General features: G+C 40.9%; 14 protein-coding genes. 9 read left to right on the forward strand and 5 right to left on the reverse strand.

Going from position 1 to position 15457, the window contains the following annotated elements; all coding sequences use genetic code 11:
- Positions 1-33: 33 nt before the first annotated feature.
- The 5 genes from FC56_RS07405 to FC56_RS07425 are packed head-to-tail and all read left to right on the forward strand — an operon-like array spanning position 34 to position 4221.
- Positions 34-1143 (forward strand): ABC transporter ATP-binding protein, encoded by a 1110-nt coding sequence (locus tag FC56_RS07405; RefSeq protein ID WP_056978706.1) that lies wholly within the window; start codon positions 34-36, stop codon positions 1141-1143.
- The gene (locus tag FC56_RS07410) at positions 1136-1951 is read left to right on the forward strand and encodes an ABC transporter permease (protein WP_056978708.1); all 816 of its coding nucleotides are present in this window, start codon (positions 1136-1138) and stop codon (positions 1949-1951) included. The genes FC56_RS07405 and FC56_RS07410 overlap by 8 nt, the downstream gene beginning before the upstream one ends.
- Positions 1948-2754 carry an ABC transporter permease gene (locus FC56_RS07415; RefSeq protein ID WP_056978709.1) on the forward strand — a complete coding sequence of 269 codons (807 nt, stop codon included), beginning with the start codon at positions 1948-1950 and terminating at the stop codon, positions 2752-2754. Before FC56_RS07410 ends, FC56_RS07415 begins: the two co-directional genes overlap by 4 nt.
- A gap of 2 nt (positions 2755-2756) precedes the next feature.
- Entirely contained in the window at positions 2757-3827 is a 1071-nt protein-coding gene (locus FC56_RS07420) for an ABC transporter substrate-binding protein (protein ID WP_056978712.1), read from the forward strand.
- A 58-nt stretch (positions 3828-3885) separates the two neighbouring features.
- Complete coding sequence (locus tag FC56_RS07425; protein WP_054670444.1) at positions 3886-4221, forward strand: hypothetical protein; 336 nt, start codon at positions 3886-3888, stop codon at positions 4219-4221.
- Between the two features lie 48 nt (positions 4222-4269).
- Here the strand turns inward: FC56_RS07425 and FC56_RS07430 are convergent, their stop codons facing one another.
- The gene (locus FC56_RS07430) at positions 4270-6990 is read right to left on the reverse strand and encodes an HAD-IC family P-type ATPase (protein ID WP_056978714.1); all 2721 of its coding nucleotides are present in this window, start codon (positions 6988-6990) and stop codon (positions 4270-4272) included.
- 75 nt (positions 6991-7065) lie between these two features.
- Positions 7066-7275, reverse strand: coding sequence for a hypothetical protein (locus FC56_RS07435; RefSeq protein ID WP_056978715.1), 210 nt, complete (start codon positions 7273-7275; stop codon positions 7066-7068).
- A 68-nt stretch (positions 7276-7343) separates the two neighbouring features.
- On the opposite strand from FC56_RS07435, the gene FC56_RS07440 reads away from it, so the two are divergent.
- Complete coding sequence (locus tag FC56_RS07440; RefSeq protein WP_056978717.1) at positions 7344-9710, forward strand: ATP-dependent DNA helicase; 2367 nt, start codon at positions 7344-7346, stop codon at positions 9708-9710.
- 51 nt (positions 9711-9761) lie between these two features.
- On the opposite strand, the gene FC56_RS07445 is transcribed toward FC56_RS07440, so the two are convergent.
- Positions 9762-10805, reverse strand: a complete 1044-nt coding sequence (locus tag FC56_RS07445) for a lactonase family protein (protein ID WP_056978719.1) — start codon at positions 10803-10805, stop codon at positions 9762-9764.
- Between the two features lie 92 nt (positions 10806-10897).
- Between FC56_RS07445 and FC56_RS07450 the strand changes: the two genes are divergently transcribed.
- The 3 genes from FC56_RS07450 (at position 10898) to FC56_RS07460 (ending at position 13411) form a co-directional block, all read left to right on the forward strand.
- The gene (locus tag FC56_RS07450; RefSeq protein ID WP_056978720.1) at positions 10898-11383 is read left to right on the forward strand and encodes a hypothetical protein; all 486 of its coding nucleotides are present in this window, start codon (positions 10898-10900) and stop codon (positions 11381-11383) included.
- Between the two features lie 78 nt (positions 11384-11461).
- Positions 11462-11950: a Fur family transcriptional regulator gene (locus FC56_RS07455; RefSeq protein ID WP_056978723.1), complete on the forward strand. Its 489-nt coding sequence runs from the start codon at positions 11462-11464 to the stop codon at positions 11948-11950.
- Positions 11951-12163: 213 nt separating this feature from the next.
- Entirely contained in the window at positions 12164-13411 is a 1248-nt protein-coding gene (locus tag FC56_RS07460) for a peptidoglycan recognition protein family protein (protein ID WP_056978725.1), read from the forward strand.
- Between the two features lie 27 nt (positions 13412-13438).
- Here the strand turns inward: FC56_RS07460 and FC56_RS07465 are convergent, their stop codons facing one another.
- The gene (locus FC56_RS07465; protein WP_056978727.1) at positions 13439-14209 is read right to left on the reverse strand and encodes a YibE/F family protein; all 771 of its coding nucleotides are present in this window, start codon (positions 14207-14209) and stop codon (positions 13439-13441) included.
- Positions 14197-15327 carry a YibE/F family protein gene (locus tag FC56_RS07470; protein WP_056978729.1) on the reverse strand — a complete coding sequence of 377 codons (1131 nt, stop codon included), beginning with the start codon at positions 15325-15327 and terminating at the stop codon, positions 14197-14199. Before FC56_RS07470 ends, FC56_RS07465 begins: the two co-directional genes overlap by 13 nt.
- Positions 15328-15457 lie beyond the last annotated feature (130 nt).

Consider the following 15457-nt stretch of genomic DNA (forward strand, 5'->3'; position numbering starts at 1 on the left):
AATATTGGCTTAAAGATTGGAGGTTCGGTTCACATGAATCAACCCATCATTGAATTAATTAATGTATCTAAAAAATACGGCGACCAAACCGTATTAAAAAATATTAACTTACAACTAAATCAGGGGGATTTTTATACCTTATTAGGCCCTTCTGGTTGTGGTAAAACCACCATCTTACAAATCATTGCTGGTTTTACCCAGTCAACCAGTGGTCAAGTGTTGTTTAACGGGAAACAAATTAACGATCTGCCTGCTAACCAACGCCAGCTGAACACGGTTTTTCAAGATTATGCCCTTTTTCCTAATATGTCGGTGTTCGATAATATTGCATACGGGCTTAAGATTCATAAAACTCCCAAAGCAGAAATTGCTGACCGAGTTCATGAAGCTTTACATCTAGTTCAATTAGATGACTTTGGCGAACGGGAAATTGCCGAATTGTCCGGTGGTCAACGCCAACGAATCGCAATCGCTAGAGCGGTGGTCAACCGCCCTCAAGTTCTATTGCTAGATGAACCACTATCGGCGCTAGATGCCAAGTTGCGCAAAGACATGCAATATGAACTACGAGAATTACAGCAAAGTCTAGGAATCACTTTCTTATTTGTAACCCACGATCAAGAAGAGGCCCTAGCAATGAGTGATAATATTTTCGTCATGAACAAAGGCGAAATTTTACAAGAAGGTGATCCGGTGGATATTTATGACGAACCGATCAACCACTTTGTGGCTAACTTCATCGGGGAAAGTAACATTATCCCTGGCAAAATGATTGCAGATTACCAAGTTGCATTTTTGGGACACCAATTTGAATGTTCCGACGCGGGGATACAACCTAACGAACCCGTAGAAGTAGTGATTCGCCCGGAAGACTTGGTTATCACCACTGCTGAAAAAGGTAAAATTCAAGTCAAAGTTGCTACCCAACTATTCCGTGGTGACCACTACGAAATTATTGCTTTTGATCAGCAAGGTAACGAATGGCTAATCCACTCCACCAACGCCACTGAAGACGATGCCATAGTAGGATTACAATTTGGCCCCAAAGATATGCATGTCATGCGCTATAACGAAACCGAAGACACCTTTAATCACCGCCTAGAAAGCTATGAAGATGATGATAAGGAGTCTGATCATGACTAAACAACGAAAAGCAATTCTCTACGTTCCTTACTTGCTATGGCTATTGTTATTCGTGGTGGCACCAATGGCCTTGATTTTCTACTATTCTTTTTTCAACGTTGAACATCAATTTACCCTGGCAAATTACGCTAAGTTTTTTACCTCGGGTACATATCTCATGATGACGGTCAATTCTGTTTGGTACGCCCTTTTAATCACGGCAATTACCTTAATAGTCAGCTATCCCACTGCCTGGTTCATTACCAAATTAAAGCACCGGGAACTGTGGATTTTGTTAGTCATCTTGCCTACCTGGATTAACTTATTATTAAAAGCCTATGCTTTCATTGGCCTCTTTGGTCGGGGTGGCTTAGTTAATAGTGGTTTAGCCGCTTTAGGCTTGGGATATCATCAACTTTTATTTACCAACACTAGTTTTATTTTGGTGGCGGCCTATATTCAAATTCCGTTCATGATCCTACCAATCTACAATTCGTTAACGGAAATTAGTGATTCTTACATTAAGGCCAGTTGGGATTTAGGCGCTACTAACCGACAAACCTTTTGGCACGTCATCTGGCCCCTTTCTATGCCCGGAGTAAAATCTGGCATTCAAATTGTCTTCATTCCTTCACTCTCCCTCTTCATGATTTCGCGTTTAATTGGCGGAAACAAAATTATCACCTTAGGGACGGCGGTTGAGGAACACTTTTTAACCACGATGAACTGGGGGATGGGATCTACCATTGGGGTCGTATTGATTATTTCGATGCTGATTGTGATGGCAGCCACCCGCAACCGGCGCCGTAAGGGGGGAACCTTCAAATGAAAAAAAGTCTCTTACGTTGGCAAAATTGGTTTTTGATTATCGTTTTTGTCATTTTATACGCTCCCATCGTCTTTTTAATTGCTTATTCGTTTAGTAGCGGCACCACAATGGATCATTTTGGTCATTTAAGTGGCGTCCATTACATCGAATTACTTAGTGATAAACGAATGCTAGCCATTTTTTTGGATACCATTTTAATTGCTATTCTATCTTCAACGCTAGCAACTATCGTTGGAACCTTAGGAGCAATGGCCATTCATAACGCTAAACACCGACAAACTAAGCAAACCCTGCTTTCCTTTAACAGTGTCTTAATGGTCTCTCCCGACGTTATTATCGGGGCTAGCTTTTTAATTTTCTTTACGGCCTTACGAGTTCCATTAGGATTCTGGTCGGTCTTATTAAGCCATACCGCTTTTGAAATTCCCATTGTGGTCCTAATGATTCTTCCCCGACTAGGCGAAATGAGTTCTTCGTTAATAAATGCCTCGGCAGATTTAGGGGCTTCTAATTGGCAAACCATGTCCCAAATTATTTTGCCGTTTATTTCTCCGGGGATTATTGCCGGATTTTTCATGGCAATTACCTACTCGCTTGATGATTTCGCCGTAACTTTCTTCGTAACCGGTAATGGCTTTACCACTCTATCAGTAGAAATTTATTCTAGAGCTCGGCAAGGAATTAGTCTAGAAATTAATGCTCTTGCTGGCATCATGTTCATCTTCTCGTTAATTTTAGTAGTAGTTTATTACCTGATTGAAAATCGCAAGCCAACTAAACCCAAACGAATGGGGGCGCTTTAGCCTTGAAAAAAATTATAAGTGCCTTAATCTTAATGCTGTTAATTTGTTTAGGATTAGCCTATGGTAGCCACCAATTACAACAAGCTACTGGTGACGGTGGCGATAAGGTTTTAAACCTTTATAACTGGGGCGATTATATTGATCCTAACTTATTAACCAAGTTTCAAAAAGAAACTGGCTACCACGTCAACGTCGAAACCTTCGACAGCAACGAAGCCATGTATACCAAGGTTAAGCAAGGTGGAACCAGCTATGATTTGACTATTCCTAGCGAATATATGGTTGAAAAAATGCGGGATGACCATTTATTGATTAAGCTTGATCACAGTAAGTTGACCGGTTTTGGCAACTACGGTAAGGACTACCTCAATAAAAGTTTTGATCCCCAGAACCAATATTCCCTGCCCTACTTTTGGGGAACGTTAGGCATTATTTATAACGACCAACTGATCAAAAAAAATAGTGTCACCCACTGGAACCAGTTATGGAATCCAAAATACAAAGATCAAATCATGTTAATTGATTCTGCTAGAGACATCATGGGACTCAGCCTAATTTCGCAAGGCCGTTCCGTAAACACCACTAATTCTAAAGAACTAGTGGCTGCTAAAGATAAATTAGATCGATTATCTCCCAACGTAAAAGCCATTGTGGCGGATGAAATTAAAATGTACATGGCCGAAGGTGAAGCCCCGCTAGCCGTTGATTGGTCCGGAGAAGCCCGGGAAATGATGGATCAAAATCCTCATTTACACTACGTGGTTCCTAAGGAAGGCAGCAACATGTGGTTTGATAACTTAGTAATTCCCAAAACCGCTAAACATTTCAAAGCCATCTATGCCTTTTTGAACTTTATGAGTCAGCCGCAAAATGCCGCCCAAAATGCGGAGTACATCGGTTATTCGACTCCCAATACCGCCGCATATAAATTATTACCGACTAGCATCCGAAATGATAAAGCATTTTATCCACCAGAATCAGTCATTAAACACCTACAAGTATATAAAAATCTCAGCCAAGCCAAAGTCGAAGAATACAATGACCTTTACTTAGAATTTAAGATGCATAAGTAAGCTGATTGATTGCAGTTAAAGTCGAAAAAGCATTAAGATAAGAGTGAGGTGAATGAATATGGCAAATAAATCTAAAAAGCAACGCGAAGATATTATGATCGACATGAATGAATTTCTTATAACCTACGCCGCTTCTATTCTAGGCAGTAACGAAAACGTTTCTCAAAGGGTTTACGATACCGCTAAAGAAGATCTCAACAGCTTAGATACCCTGTTTGATGACGATGGTTTTGGTCGGCAAGAAAAATTCGTTGCCATTGGCGAAGGCTACCTTCGTGATAGTGAACAAATTAGTGGTGACCAGTTAATTGCAGAAACGGGAGTATTAACCCAAGACGCGTTGAACTATTTAGGCAATCATATCGACCAATTTGAACATTGGCGAACAGAATAATAAAAAGGCCGGAAGTTATATGACTTCCGGCTTTTTTATTGGCATTAATTATGCCCCTAATTTATTCTTTTTAACTCGTAATTTAGCAATGTGTAACCGGGTTAATTTGACTACTTCGGTGACTGCTAAGACAATCAAGCCGCAAACAGTCGGTACCCACCAACCATAGTAGAAGTTAACGTCAGCAGTATGGAAAATCTCTTGCATAAATGGTACATAGATCAAGAAGGCCTGTAAGGCAATCAGGATCGCAATAATCACAAACGCAGCCTTATTTTCAAAGAAATGCTTGGAAAAAATAGGGTACGAATTGCGAATGTTAAACAAGTAGAAAATCTTACCAAAGATAATAATGTTAACGGTCATGGTACTTGCTAGGACTGGCGTTAGAACCCCTGAATTGACGAATCTGTCGAAGGTGAAAATCCCTAATGACGCAATTAGAATTGAGACATAGGTAATTTCTACCACGTCAAATTTACTCAAAATCCCCTTCGTAACATCCCGAGGACCTCGAATCATGATTGAATCTTCAGCCGGCTCGAAAATAAAGGCAAACTGAATCGTCAACGCTGAAACAGTGTTTATCCACAGCAACTGAGTTGGGAATAATGGTAGTTCTTGACCCATAATCATACTAATCAAGACCACTAATCCTTCAGCAAAACTGGTTGGTAATAGGAACCGAATAGTTTTTTGAATGTTATCAAAGACGTGTCGACCTTCTGCCACGGCGTCCACGATAGTAGTAAAACTATCGTTAACCAATACCATGTTAGCAGCTTCCTTAGCCACTTCGGTTCCTTTAATTCCCATGGCAATTCCGATGTTAGCCTGCTTCAAGGCGGCCGCATCGTTAACCCCATCACCAGTCATCGCCACGATTTTAGCATTGGCTTGCTGAGCCCGCACAATTCTCAACTTATTGGCTGGCGTGGTTCTGGCAAAGACGTTATACTTACCAATTACTTTAGTTAGCTCTTCATCAGATAGTTCGTCGATTTCAGGTCCGGTAATGGCATGAATTGATTCCGCTAGACCCAATTGTTTAGCAATTGCAGTAGCGGTATCAGGGTGATCACCAGTAATCATATTGACTTGAACTCCAGCTCTCCGTAAGTTAGCGATTGCTGGAATCACTTCTTCACGTGGTGGATCAATAATCCCAACCACCCCGCTCAACCGGATTGCAGCACTAATTTCATCTGGATTAATTTCATCAATTTGCTTGACCGGAACAGAGCCTAACGCTACTACTCGGAGCCCCTTACTACTTAATTCTTTCACCTTAGCTTGCCAACCAGTAACATCAAAGCTGGCATCGGCTTTTTTAACCATTTCAAAAATGGTATCAGGAGCCCCTTTAACCATTAATTCCCGTTGACCAGCGACGTCAACTAACCGCGCACTATAGCGGTAAGCCGAATCAAACGGCAAGGAATCAATTTCATCAATATCAGGAGCATGCCCTTCTAATTTATGGTACAGCGTCGTTAACGCCCCATCGGTTGGTTCACCGGTAATACTCCACTGATCATCTTGTTGCACTAGTTCAGCATCACTGGTTAAGCCAGCAATTTCAACTAGTTCGCTGAAATCACTATCGGCCCGCCAATCAGTTGGTTGACCGTCTAATAAGACTTCGCCATCAACATTTCCGGTGTCAGTCGCAAAGCCCACACCACTAACAGTATAGTGATGTTTGGCAGTCACCACGTCGGTTACCGTCATTTCGTTTTTAGTTAATGTCCCGGTTTTGTCAGTATCAACAATATCCACGGCCCCCAAAGTTTCCACCGCTGGTAAGTTCTTAACGATGGCCCCTTTCTTGGTCATGGTTTGAACCCCACGGGCTAATACTACCGAAGTAGAAGCTGGCAATCCTTCAGGAATGGAACCAACTACCATAGTGATGATAGCGATCGTTAACGTCGGTAAACTATAGATCTTAGTAAATAACCCGGCGATAAACAGAACTACCGCTACTACCACGATAAATAATGACAAATTAACCCCCAGTCGGTTTAAGTTTTTCATCAATGGGGTAACTTGTTCCTTCACGTCTGAAACGTCTTGTTGGATTGAGCCAATTTCCGTATCCGTCCCAGTTTTAACAACGATTCCCATCGCAGAACCCTGAGTCACGGCGGTAGAAGCATAAGCCATATTAGCTCGTTCTGCCAACGCTACTTTATCAGCATCAATTGGATCTTCGCCCTTTTCCACAGAATTACTTTCACCAGTTAGGGTAGATTCTTGAATTCGGAGGTTATCAGCGGCAATCAACCGCAGATCGGCAGGCACCGCGTCCCCCGCCTCTAAATCAACCAAATCACCAACTACTAAATCCTTAGCCGCCACTTCAATTTTATGGCCATCGCGCACTACAATGTTTTGGCTAACCAATAAATCTTGGATTTTGCTAAGGGCATTATCGGCTTGCCGTTCTTGAACGTAACCAATAATGGCGTTGGCCACGATTACGAACCCGATTACGGCCGCATCGGAATAGTGACGCATCACAAACGTGATAATTGCCGCCGCAATTAAAATATAGGTAATCGCATTATTAAATTGGAGCAGGAATTGGAGCAACTTGCTCTTCTTAACCGTTGCCAATTCATTGGGACCGTTTTGACGTAACCGTCGTTCTGCTTCTTTGGAACTCAATCCATTTTCTGAATTCGTTTCAAACTGTTGTTCTAGTTCTGACGTTGATAAACGCCATAACTGTTTATCCGGAGGAACCTTCTGTGCTTCTTTTGTCATTTTTGCATTCACCTTTCTTAATTCAATGAGATTAATATTAATGATAAGGGATTAACTTAGCCACGTAAACTAAAATCACTTCAATAAGCCCCAAACTTGTTTATTAATTTCATCGGCCAGGACACGAGTGATTAGTTGGATCAATTGTTCAACCATATAGCTGTTAGCGTCAAACTCAACTTCTCGTTGATTAATTTTAGTAATCAGCATTTCATTGGTCTCAATTTGAATATTATATTGTTTAAAAATAGTTACAATGTCTTGTAACTTAGCTGCCGTCATCATTTTTAACTGTCCCCTTTTTTGGTATTTACTTTATAGTATAATAGATGCCTAACTAAAAAGGAGTCTTAATCATGCTCAGTCAAATTGGCGTGAGACAACTCGTGGAATTTCTGTTTCGCAGTGGGGACCTCAACGTCGCCGCAGGTAGCGATAACAGTATGCAAGCGGGGGGTCGCATCCACCGTAAAATTCAAAAAAGTTGGCCAGCAACTTACCAAGCAGAAGTGGCCCTTAGCACCACCATTGATTACTACGACGATCAATACGTAATTAGTGGCCGAGCTGATGGCATCGATACTGCCACTGACATCCCGTTGATTGAAGAAATCAAAACTTCGGATGTTTTATTTGCGGAACTGCCGGTTGGTACCTTAAACCTTTACTGGGCTCAAGCCAAAGTTTACGCCTACATGTACCTAGCTGAACATCCAGCAACTGATATCACCCTCCAGTTGACCTACGTCCAAACCCCGAACGAAGTTACCACCGTTACCCAACAAAAACTAACTAACGAAGAAGTTCAACAGTTTTTTACTGAGTTAGTCACAGAATATCAAAAATGGTTAAAATTACGCCGAGAGTTAAATACTAATCGAGTTCAAACCGCTCAAGCGCTTCAATTTCCATTTGATCATTATCGCAAAGGCCAACACGAACTAGCGGTTTCAACGTATAAATCCATCTTGTTAGAAATTCCACTATTAGTTGAGGCTCCTACTGGAACCGGGAAAACCATCTCGACTTTATTTCCAGCAGTCAAAGCAATGGGTGAACAACTAATTGCTCGGGTCTTTTATTTGACTGCCAAGCAAAGTACCAGACGGGTCGCCGAACAGGCGTTGACCTTAATGACTGAACGCGGATTAAATCTTAAAGCCATCACCTTAACCGCTAAGGATAAGATTGTCCTGCCAGAAGAGACAGACTTAGCCCCAGAAGATAATCCCTACATGGTCGGTTATTATGACCGCATCCGGCCTGCCATCATGGACATTGTTGAACACGAAACTTTGATTACCCGGGAGATCGTTCAGCAATATGCTCGCAAGCATATGGTGGATCCATTTGAGTATTCACTAGATGTAAGCCTGTTTTGTGACGTAATCACCTGTGACTACAACTACTTATTTGATCCGCAAGTGCATCTCCAACGTTTTTTCACGGTACCTGATAAGAATAACTGTTTTCTAGTGGATGAAGCCCATAACCTAGTAAAACGATCTCGGCAAATGTACTCTGCTGAAATCACTTCAGCGCCCATTTGGCCCCTAATCAATCAGTTAAATGAAGCTCCAGGTGACAACCAAGCGTTAGTCAAGGCCCTAAAAGCCTTCAAACGGGCATTTCGTAAGTATGGACGCAGTGCCCGCGAAAGCGACGAACACCGACTGTTTCAAACCGCCGACGTTCCTAATTTTAATAAAGCCGTTGCTAAGTTTATAGATGCTGTGGCTGATTGGTTGCCTAAGCAGGATGGTGAATCTGATTGGCAAACCTTATTAGATTATTATTTTAATTGCCGCCGCTATCAGTTAATCAGTACTTTTTACCAACCCGAAAAATACCAGACTCAGGTAAGTTATGTAGACAAACAGTACCGTTTTCGCCAAATCTGTTTAGATCCAAGTGAACAAATTGCAGACAGCTTAGCGCTGGGGCGCAGTGCGATCTTGTTTTCTGCTACGTTAAGTCCCCTTACGTACTATCAACGCCTCTTTGGCCTTGCCGACCACAGCGGAGTACAAGCATTACCCTCTCCGTTTGATAGTCAACGCCAACGAGTAATTATCGCTAGTCAAATTCAAACCACATATAAAAACCGACCTAACAGTATCCCCCAAATTTGTGACACCATTAATACCATGGTTCAGGCTAAACCCGGAAACTATTTAATCTTTTTCCCCTCGTTTAAATACCTAGACGAAGTGGCCACTGCTTTTGCCAACCAATTTCCTCACTTACAACTGATTCGGCAAACTCCCGCTATGAGTGATGATCAACGCCAAGCTTTTTTGGACGCTTTTAGCGACACGAAAACACCCAAAGTCGGTTTTGCGTTATTAGGGGGGCTGTTTTCAGAAGGAATTGATTTGCGAGGTACCCAATTAATTGGCGTCGGGATCGTTGGAGTGGGATTACCCCAACTAAACGCAGAAACGAATCTATTACGGGATTATTTTGACGAACAAGTTGGCGACGGCTTTGCCTATGCCTACCAATTACCCGGTTTTAACAACGTGGCCCAGGCAGTTGGTCGCCTGATTCGTACTGAAACCGATGGCGGAATAGTAGTATTAATGGACCAACGGTTTAATACTCCTCGTTACCAACGATTATTTCCTAAGCATTGGTCTCAAATCAGTCGCACTATAAATAACAGCCAACTAGCTAACCAGCTAACAGATTTTTGGCGTGGTTTTACTAACAAAAAGTAATATAATAAAAATAACCAGAAAGGTTTCGGCCTTTCTGGTTACTTAATTAATTTATTTTCTAGGAGCGACACAAATACCTTCTGGGACCGCAAAGTCCTTTTGAATCAAGGTTAACTTACCAGTTTGAGCATCTCGTTCAAACAAGCTGGCATTACCACTATTTTGATGAGGAACGATTACGAAGCGTTCGTCGCTATTAAAATTGAAGTCTCTAGGAAAATCTCCTTCAGTAGCAATTCGTTGTACCAAAGTAACCATTCCGTCCTCAGCAGTTTCAAAAACAGCAATGGTGTTGTTGCCCCGATTAGAGACGTAAACAAACCGACCATCACTAGACATACGAACTGCAGCGGCGCCATTATGAGCAGTCCAATCATCAGGAATAGTGGAGATAATTTGCTTAACGGCAAAGGTAGCGGCTTCTTCGTTGTATTCTAATACCGCCAGGTTGCTACTTAATTCACCAACTAAGTAGGCTACACCCTTTTGGTTGTCAAAAGTAATATGACGAGGACCAAAGCCACTTTCCATTTCAAATTCGGAAACTAAGGTCAACTTGCCATCGTCGGTGATGTCGTACAGGAACAATTTGTCGATTCCCAAATCAACTACCACTAACCGGCCGTCAGGAGTAACGTTGGCAAAGTGAGGATGGGGGCCATCTGCTTGTTCTGGGCGAGGACCAACCATTCCCTGATCAGTTTTACGATCGGTTAATTCTAAGCTTCCATCAGCTAAAATGCGATAGACACTAACCGTTCCCAAGTGGTAATTGGCAGTGTAAACCAACTGCCGTGGTTCATCAATCGCTAAGTAAGCCGGATTAGCACCAGGATCTAATTGTAGGTCAACCTGGTTAGCCGGAATTTGATCGTCTAAAACCAACACTCCTCCTTGAGCTTCATCGTTAGGCCCTAAGACTTTATCAACCGAATAGATTCGGTGAGCGTCAGACTCAGCCAAATAAGTTGGATTAGTCGCTTCAGCAACCAGTTGCAAATTTTGCAATTGCTTGGCTTGCGTATCTAGCTCCAGTTGGTAAATTCCTTTACTAATAGAATGGGTATATGTACCGATTAAAAATTTTTCAATCAAAACTATTCGCCTCCATTGCTAATTAACAACTTCATTATGCCACAGCTGAAACGAAAACGATACCAAAAATACTCAGCTGAGAAAGGATTCCTATGTCATCATTTGAACAACTCCATCCAGTATTAACCCCCCACTTTAAATTGGATTGGTTAACTAAATTTCCAGTCAAAGAAATTATTCACGAGTTCTCTCTTTCCCCAACCGCTCAAACAAACATTCAAATCCCCCAACAACCTTTAGAGGTAGTGGCGTTTGTTAATCATACTATGAGGCAAGTCATGGCTCAAAGAGAGCTAACCTGGGGATTTTCTACTCTAGCTGCCCCTACCTTTTTAGGTTTTATCAGTATCCAAAATCCTCACGAAGAAGTTACTAACATTTCATTTTGGTATACTGATATTTCTACCGCTGCTTTCAGCGAAGTTTTCAACAGAACCGTTACCTTTATCACCGACCATTTTGAATCCAAAATTATCCAGGTCCAGTTAAATACCGTTAACTCAGAATTAAGCACTTTATTTACTCAAGCAGGCTTCACTACGGTTAATGAGTTAACTTGGCAGCTTAAGTTAACTTAAACATTTGCGTAATAATTTTAAAAAGACTAGAATGATTCTAATCAAGCTCGACTATTTTTGAAAGGAGGCTTCCGCCTAATGACCGAGGAATCTGCTGCTCACACCCTAGCCGCCGTAATTACCAAGTTAAAATCTCGTAATATTCGAATTACCCCACAGCGAGAAGTCATTTTAAACTACCTAATCACTCACCATAATCATCCAGACGTAGAAACTATCTATCAAGGAATCGCAGATCAACTACCTAACCTAAGTGTCGCTACAGTTTATAACACTTTAAAATTGTTTATCGATAACGATATCGTTATTGAGCTGCCTAGCACTGATAAGGACGGTAGCCTTCACTATGACTTTTTTGGGGTTCCCCACTTTCACTCTATCTGTGAAAATTGTGGTAAGATTACCGATGTTTTTGCTGATGAATATGCTAGTATCAGTAAACAAGTCACTCAACTCACCAATCAGCAAACTGGTTATCTAGTTACCAGTAGTCATTTAGAAGTCTACGGATTATGCCCAGAATGTCAGCAAAAGCTCAATTCTGAAAATTTAGCTACAACTAATTAGCCGGATTATAGAAATGTTGCAATCTGTTATCAACATTTAACATGTTTGACACCTTAGCTAATAAACCCACTAATGGCGCCGTTTTAGCACTGTTAGTGGGTTTTTTACGGCTTGTTTTTCATTGCTAAATTGCGTAATATATCTTGCGTTAGAGGTATTTAAAAAACGACTAAAATTTATCATTTTAAAAGACATTTCTGGAGGAAACATCTATTGAAAAAAGGGAGAATCATTACTAGTTTAGCTGCTTTAGGTTTTGCTACCGTTGCTATGTTCGGCTTCGGTCAAACAGCCAATGCTAGTTCTAGTGCCGTTAATAACTACATTAAAAGTCACAACATTTCACACGCTAAGGTAACTTCATCAGTGTGGAGTGGCTTTCCTAAGAATAAATATCGTCACGGCAAGGGGAAGCCTGAAGGTGTTGTAGTTCATGAAACTGCTAATAATAGTTCCACTTTGTTTAACGAAGTGGCTTTCATGAAACGAAATTACCAAAACGCATTCGTACACACATTTGTTGACGCTAGTCGCATCGTTAACATTGCCAACACCAACTATCTCTCATGGGGAGCCGGTTATCCAGCCAATGCCCGCTACGTTCAATTTGAACAAGTCCGGGTTCATTCTAAGAGTGCTTTTGCCCATGAAGTTGCCAACGCTGCTTATTACACAGCCTATATTTTAGACAAATATAACTTAAAGCCTAATGATGCTGCTTATGATGGTAAAGGTACTGTCTGGGCTCACTATTCAGTAGCCAAATTCTTAGGCGGCTCAAATCATAGTGATCCAGTTGAATACTATTCAGCTACCGGTAAAAAATATTTCGGTGCTAAATACACCATGGCGCAATTCTATACTTTAGTAAAAGAATATTATAATGATATCCACAGCACTAGTGGTTCCATTAACGCTAACTCTAAGAAAAATGTTAAATATGCTAAAGTTAGTTATTCTGCCGGTTCTGGCAACGAAATTGCTAAATTAAGTAGCAAAAAGTCTAGCTACGTCCTTTATAACCATGTTAAAAACAGTCAAGCTAATGTGAAGAGTTACAAGTGGCCTAAAAATGCTAAAACCAACACCAAGGTTTATGTAGATGCTGTCGGTAAGAAGTCTACTACTACTTGGTACCGAATTCGCTTCTCAGCTAGCACCAAGGCTAAACGTTACTGGGTATACAGTGGCGCTTTGAAGTTTGCCAATGTAAACTACACCGACTCAACTGCTAGAGTAACTGTTAAGTCTGGAATTAATGATAGTACTAGAAATCACGTCTTCAATTCCAGCTACCTATCCAAAAAAGTTACTAAATTAAGTAACATCGCCGGTCAAACTTTTAATGCCGATAAATTGGCTTCTATGACCGATCTAAATGGTAAGACAAAGAATTACTACCGAATTAACGTTAACGGTAAGAGTCAATGGATCTACGCTAACCACGTAACCGTTGAATAATAAAAAGGATTGAAACGAGAAATCATTTCAATCCTTTTTTTGTTTAGTAACTACACTACTCCAATGCCTACTCATCAAATGGGCAGTAATTGGAATGGTTAAAATTACCCCTAATACTGCAATTAAAATAGCCATTAATTCTGTTGCAAATACTTTATCGTTAATAATTTCTCCTAGCGAATAATCTAATCCGGTTAACCAGATGAATAGTGCTAAAGAACTACCAAAGAAACCGAAAAATAGAGTATTCAATGCCGTTCCAATAATTTGGTGACCGATTTGAATACCGTCCTTAGTTAAGTCAATAGCACTAATTTGTGGATGTTGACTGGTAATTTCATCTAATCCAGAAGCAATTGCAATCGCAGCCTCGCTAATAGCTCCCAGCGAGCTTAACAACGTAGTCACCATAGCTATCTGGGTAAAATTAATTCCAATTAAGGTGGTTAACCCCTCTAGTTCCTCACTATCTTCTAGGCCAAATCCACCGACGGCAGCCCAATTACTAGTAATCACTATTACCACTATCAAAATGACCATAACGATTAAAGAAGACCAAAATGCCATCATTGATGCTGTATCACTAGCACTACTCCAAAAAATAGTAATGGCTAATAAGACCACGCTAGCAACGATTCCCACTGCTAACGGATTAAATTGAAACGAAATTAAAACAATGCTAAAAAATAATATTCCAAAATTAACTAACAAACTTAAAAAGCTGCTAATCCCTTGCTTACCTCCTACTGCAAGCATTAAAACCAATAACAGCAACCATAATCCGGTTATCGTTCCCATTTTGATTGCTCCTTTCGATTTGGGGCTTTAATTCCCCAACTAGCTAGTGTACTGGCCAACAACACCGTCAGGACAATTCCAATCGCACTAATTAAGCTCGACAACATCCCTAATGACATGTTCATTGAAAATGAATAGGCCCAGGTATTGCCGTTACACAAATAAATCAGCGTCATTGGTAACGTTTCCGCCATAAAAATAAAGAAAAGTACGTTAATTAAAGGTCCCATGATCGCCTGACCGATTTGGCGACCAGAATTAAATAATGCTCGCTTACTTAATTCTGGCCGTTCTTGCTTTAAAGCCACCAACGAAGCAATAATATCGGTAGCTACGTCCATTGCCGCTCCCAATACTCCGATAATTACCTCAGCTAAAAATAACGGCTTAGGTGGTTGGGTTACATACTCCATAGATTCATAATAAACTCCATGTGCTCCCGTTAAGGCAATTACTATTTCACTGAGTATAACCGCTAGGGCAGTGGCCCCCACTACCGCTAGCAAAGTAATCACCATTTGCCGGTTAATCCCAATTACAAGCCCCAGAGTAATAACCGCAAAAATTACCGCTAGACTAACAAAAATTGGAAGCACCTGACCGCCATCTGTTTGTTTATTTAACTGTAGCGCTAAAAAGAAAAGTAGAGTATTAATTCCCATACTAACAATTGCGTTGATTCCACTTCCACCAAGGGTGACTAGTAAAGTAATCACAGCCAGGCATACTAGTAACCAAATAACCTGATCTCGCTTACTTTCCTTAATAGTGGCTTTTAACTTGGGCTTGGTATGTAAAACCACAAAGACTTTTTGGCCGACGTGATAGCGTTGGTCTAAGGCCCGTGATTGAGAATAAGTATTTTCAATTGTTACTTTTTTGCCCTGCTGTACTCCATTAGTAATTTGCCCAGTAAGGATTTGTGTGCGTTGGGTATCCTGATTATTAAATTCATCGCTTACTTTTGAGGTATGGCCGTTAGTGACCCGTTTAATTTGGACGATTGGCTGAGAATATAAAAAGTCATCGTGCCCCACCAACCAAACACTAAACAATAACAGGGCCAAAATTAAGCCCCAATGGTACCACTTGATTCGCTTTATTCCTTTTGTTTGCATGACTTGCCGGCTTCCGTTTCATCTGAATTAATAGTCACCATTTTAGCACTTTCACTCGCTACCGAATCGCATTAGCTAAAACCTTAAGAAACAAAAAAAGGCGGTGACCGCCTTTTTTCCACTAATTAAT

Source organism: Lentilactobacillus senioris DSM 24302 = JCM 17472 (assembly GCF_001436555.1).
Lineage (GTDB): Bacteria > Bacillota > Bacilli > Lactobacillales > Lactobacillaceae > Lentilactobacillus > Lentilactobacillus senioris.

What these genes read in the sequence shown, in the direction of transcription:
- FC56_RS07405 (WP_056978706.1), top strand. Translation starts at nt 34, where the DNA reads ATGAATCAACCCATCATTGAATTAATTAATGTATCTAAAAAATACGGC.
- FC56_RS07410 (WP_056978708.1), top strand. Translation starts at nt 1,136, where the DNA reads ATGACTAAACAACGAAAAGCAATTCTCTACGTTCCTTACTTGCTATGG.
- FC56_RS07415 (WP_056978709.1), top strand. Translation starts at nt 1,948, where the DNA reads ATGAAAAAAAGTCTCTTACGTTGGCAAAATTGGTTTTTGATTATCGTT.
- FC56_RS07425 (WP_054670444.1), top strand. Translation starts at nt 3,886, where the DNA reads ATGGCAAATAAATCTAAAAAGCAACGCGAAGATATTATGATCGACATG.
- FC56_RS07430 (WP_056978714.1), bottom strand. Translation starts at nt 6,990, where the DNA reads ATGACAAAAGAAGCACAGAAGGTTCCTCCGGATAAACAGTTATGGCGT.
- FC56_RS07435 (WP_056978715.1), bottom strand. Translation starts at nt 7,275, where the DNA reads ATGATGACGGCAGCTAAGTTACAAGACATTGTAACTATTTTTAAACAA.
- FC56_RS07450 (WP_056978720.1), top strand. Translation starts at nt 10,898, where the DNA reads ATGTCATCATTTGAACAACTCCATCCAGTATTAACCCCCCACTTTAAA.
- FC56_RS07455 (WP_056978723.1), top strand. Translation starts at nt 11,462, where the DNA reads ATGACCGAGGAATCTGCTGCTCACACCCTAGCCGCCGTAATTACCAAG.
- FC56_RS07465 (WP_056978727.1), bottom strand. Translation starts at nt 14,209, where the DNA reads ATGGGAACGATAACCGGATTATGGTTGCTGTTATTGGTTTTAATGCTT.
- FC56_RS07470 (WP_056978729.1), bottom strand. Translation starts at nt 15,327, where the DNA reads ATGCAAACAAAAGGAATAAAGCGAATCAAGTGGTACCATTGGGGCTTA.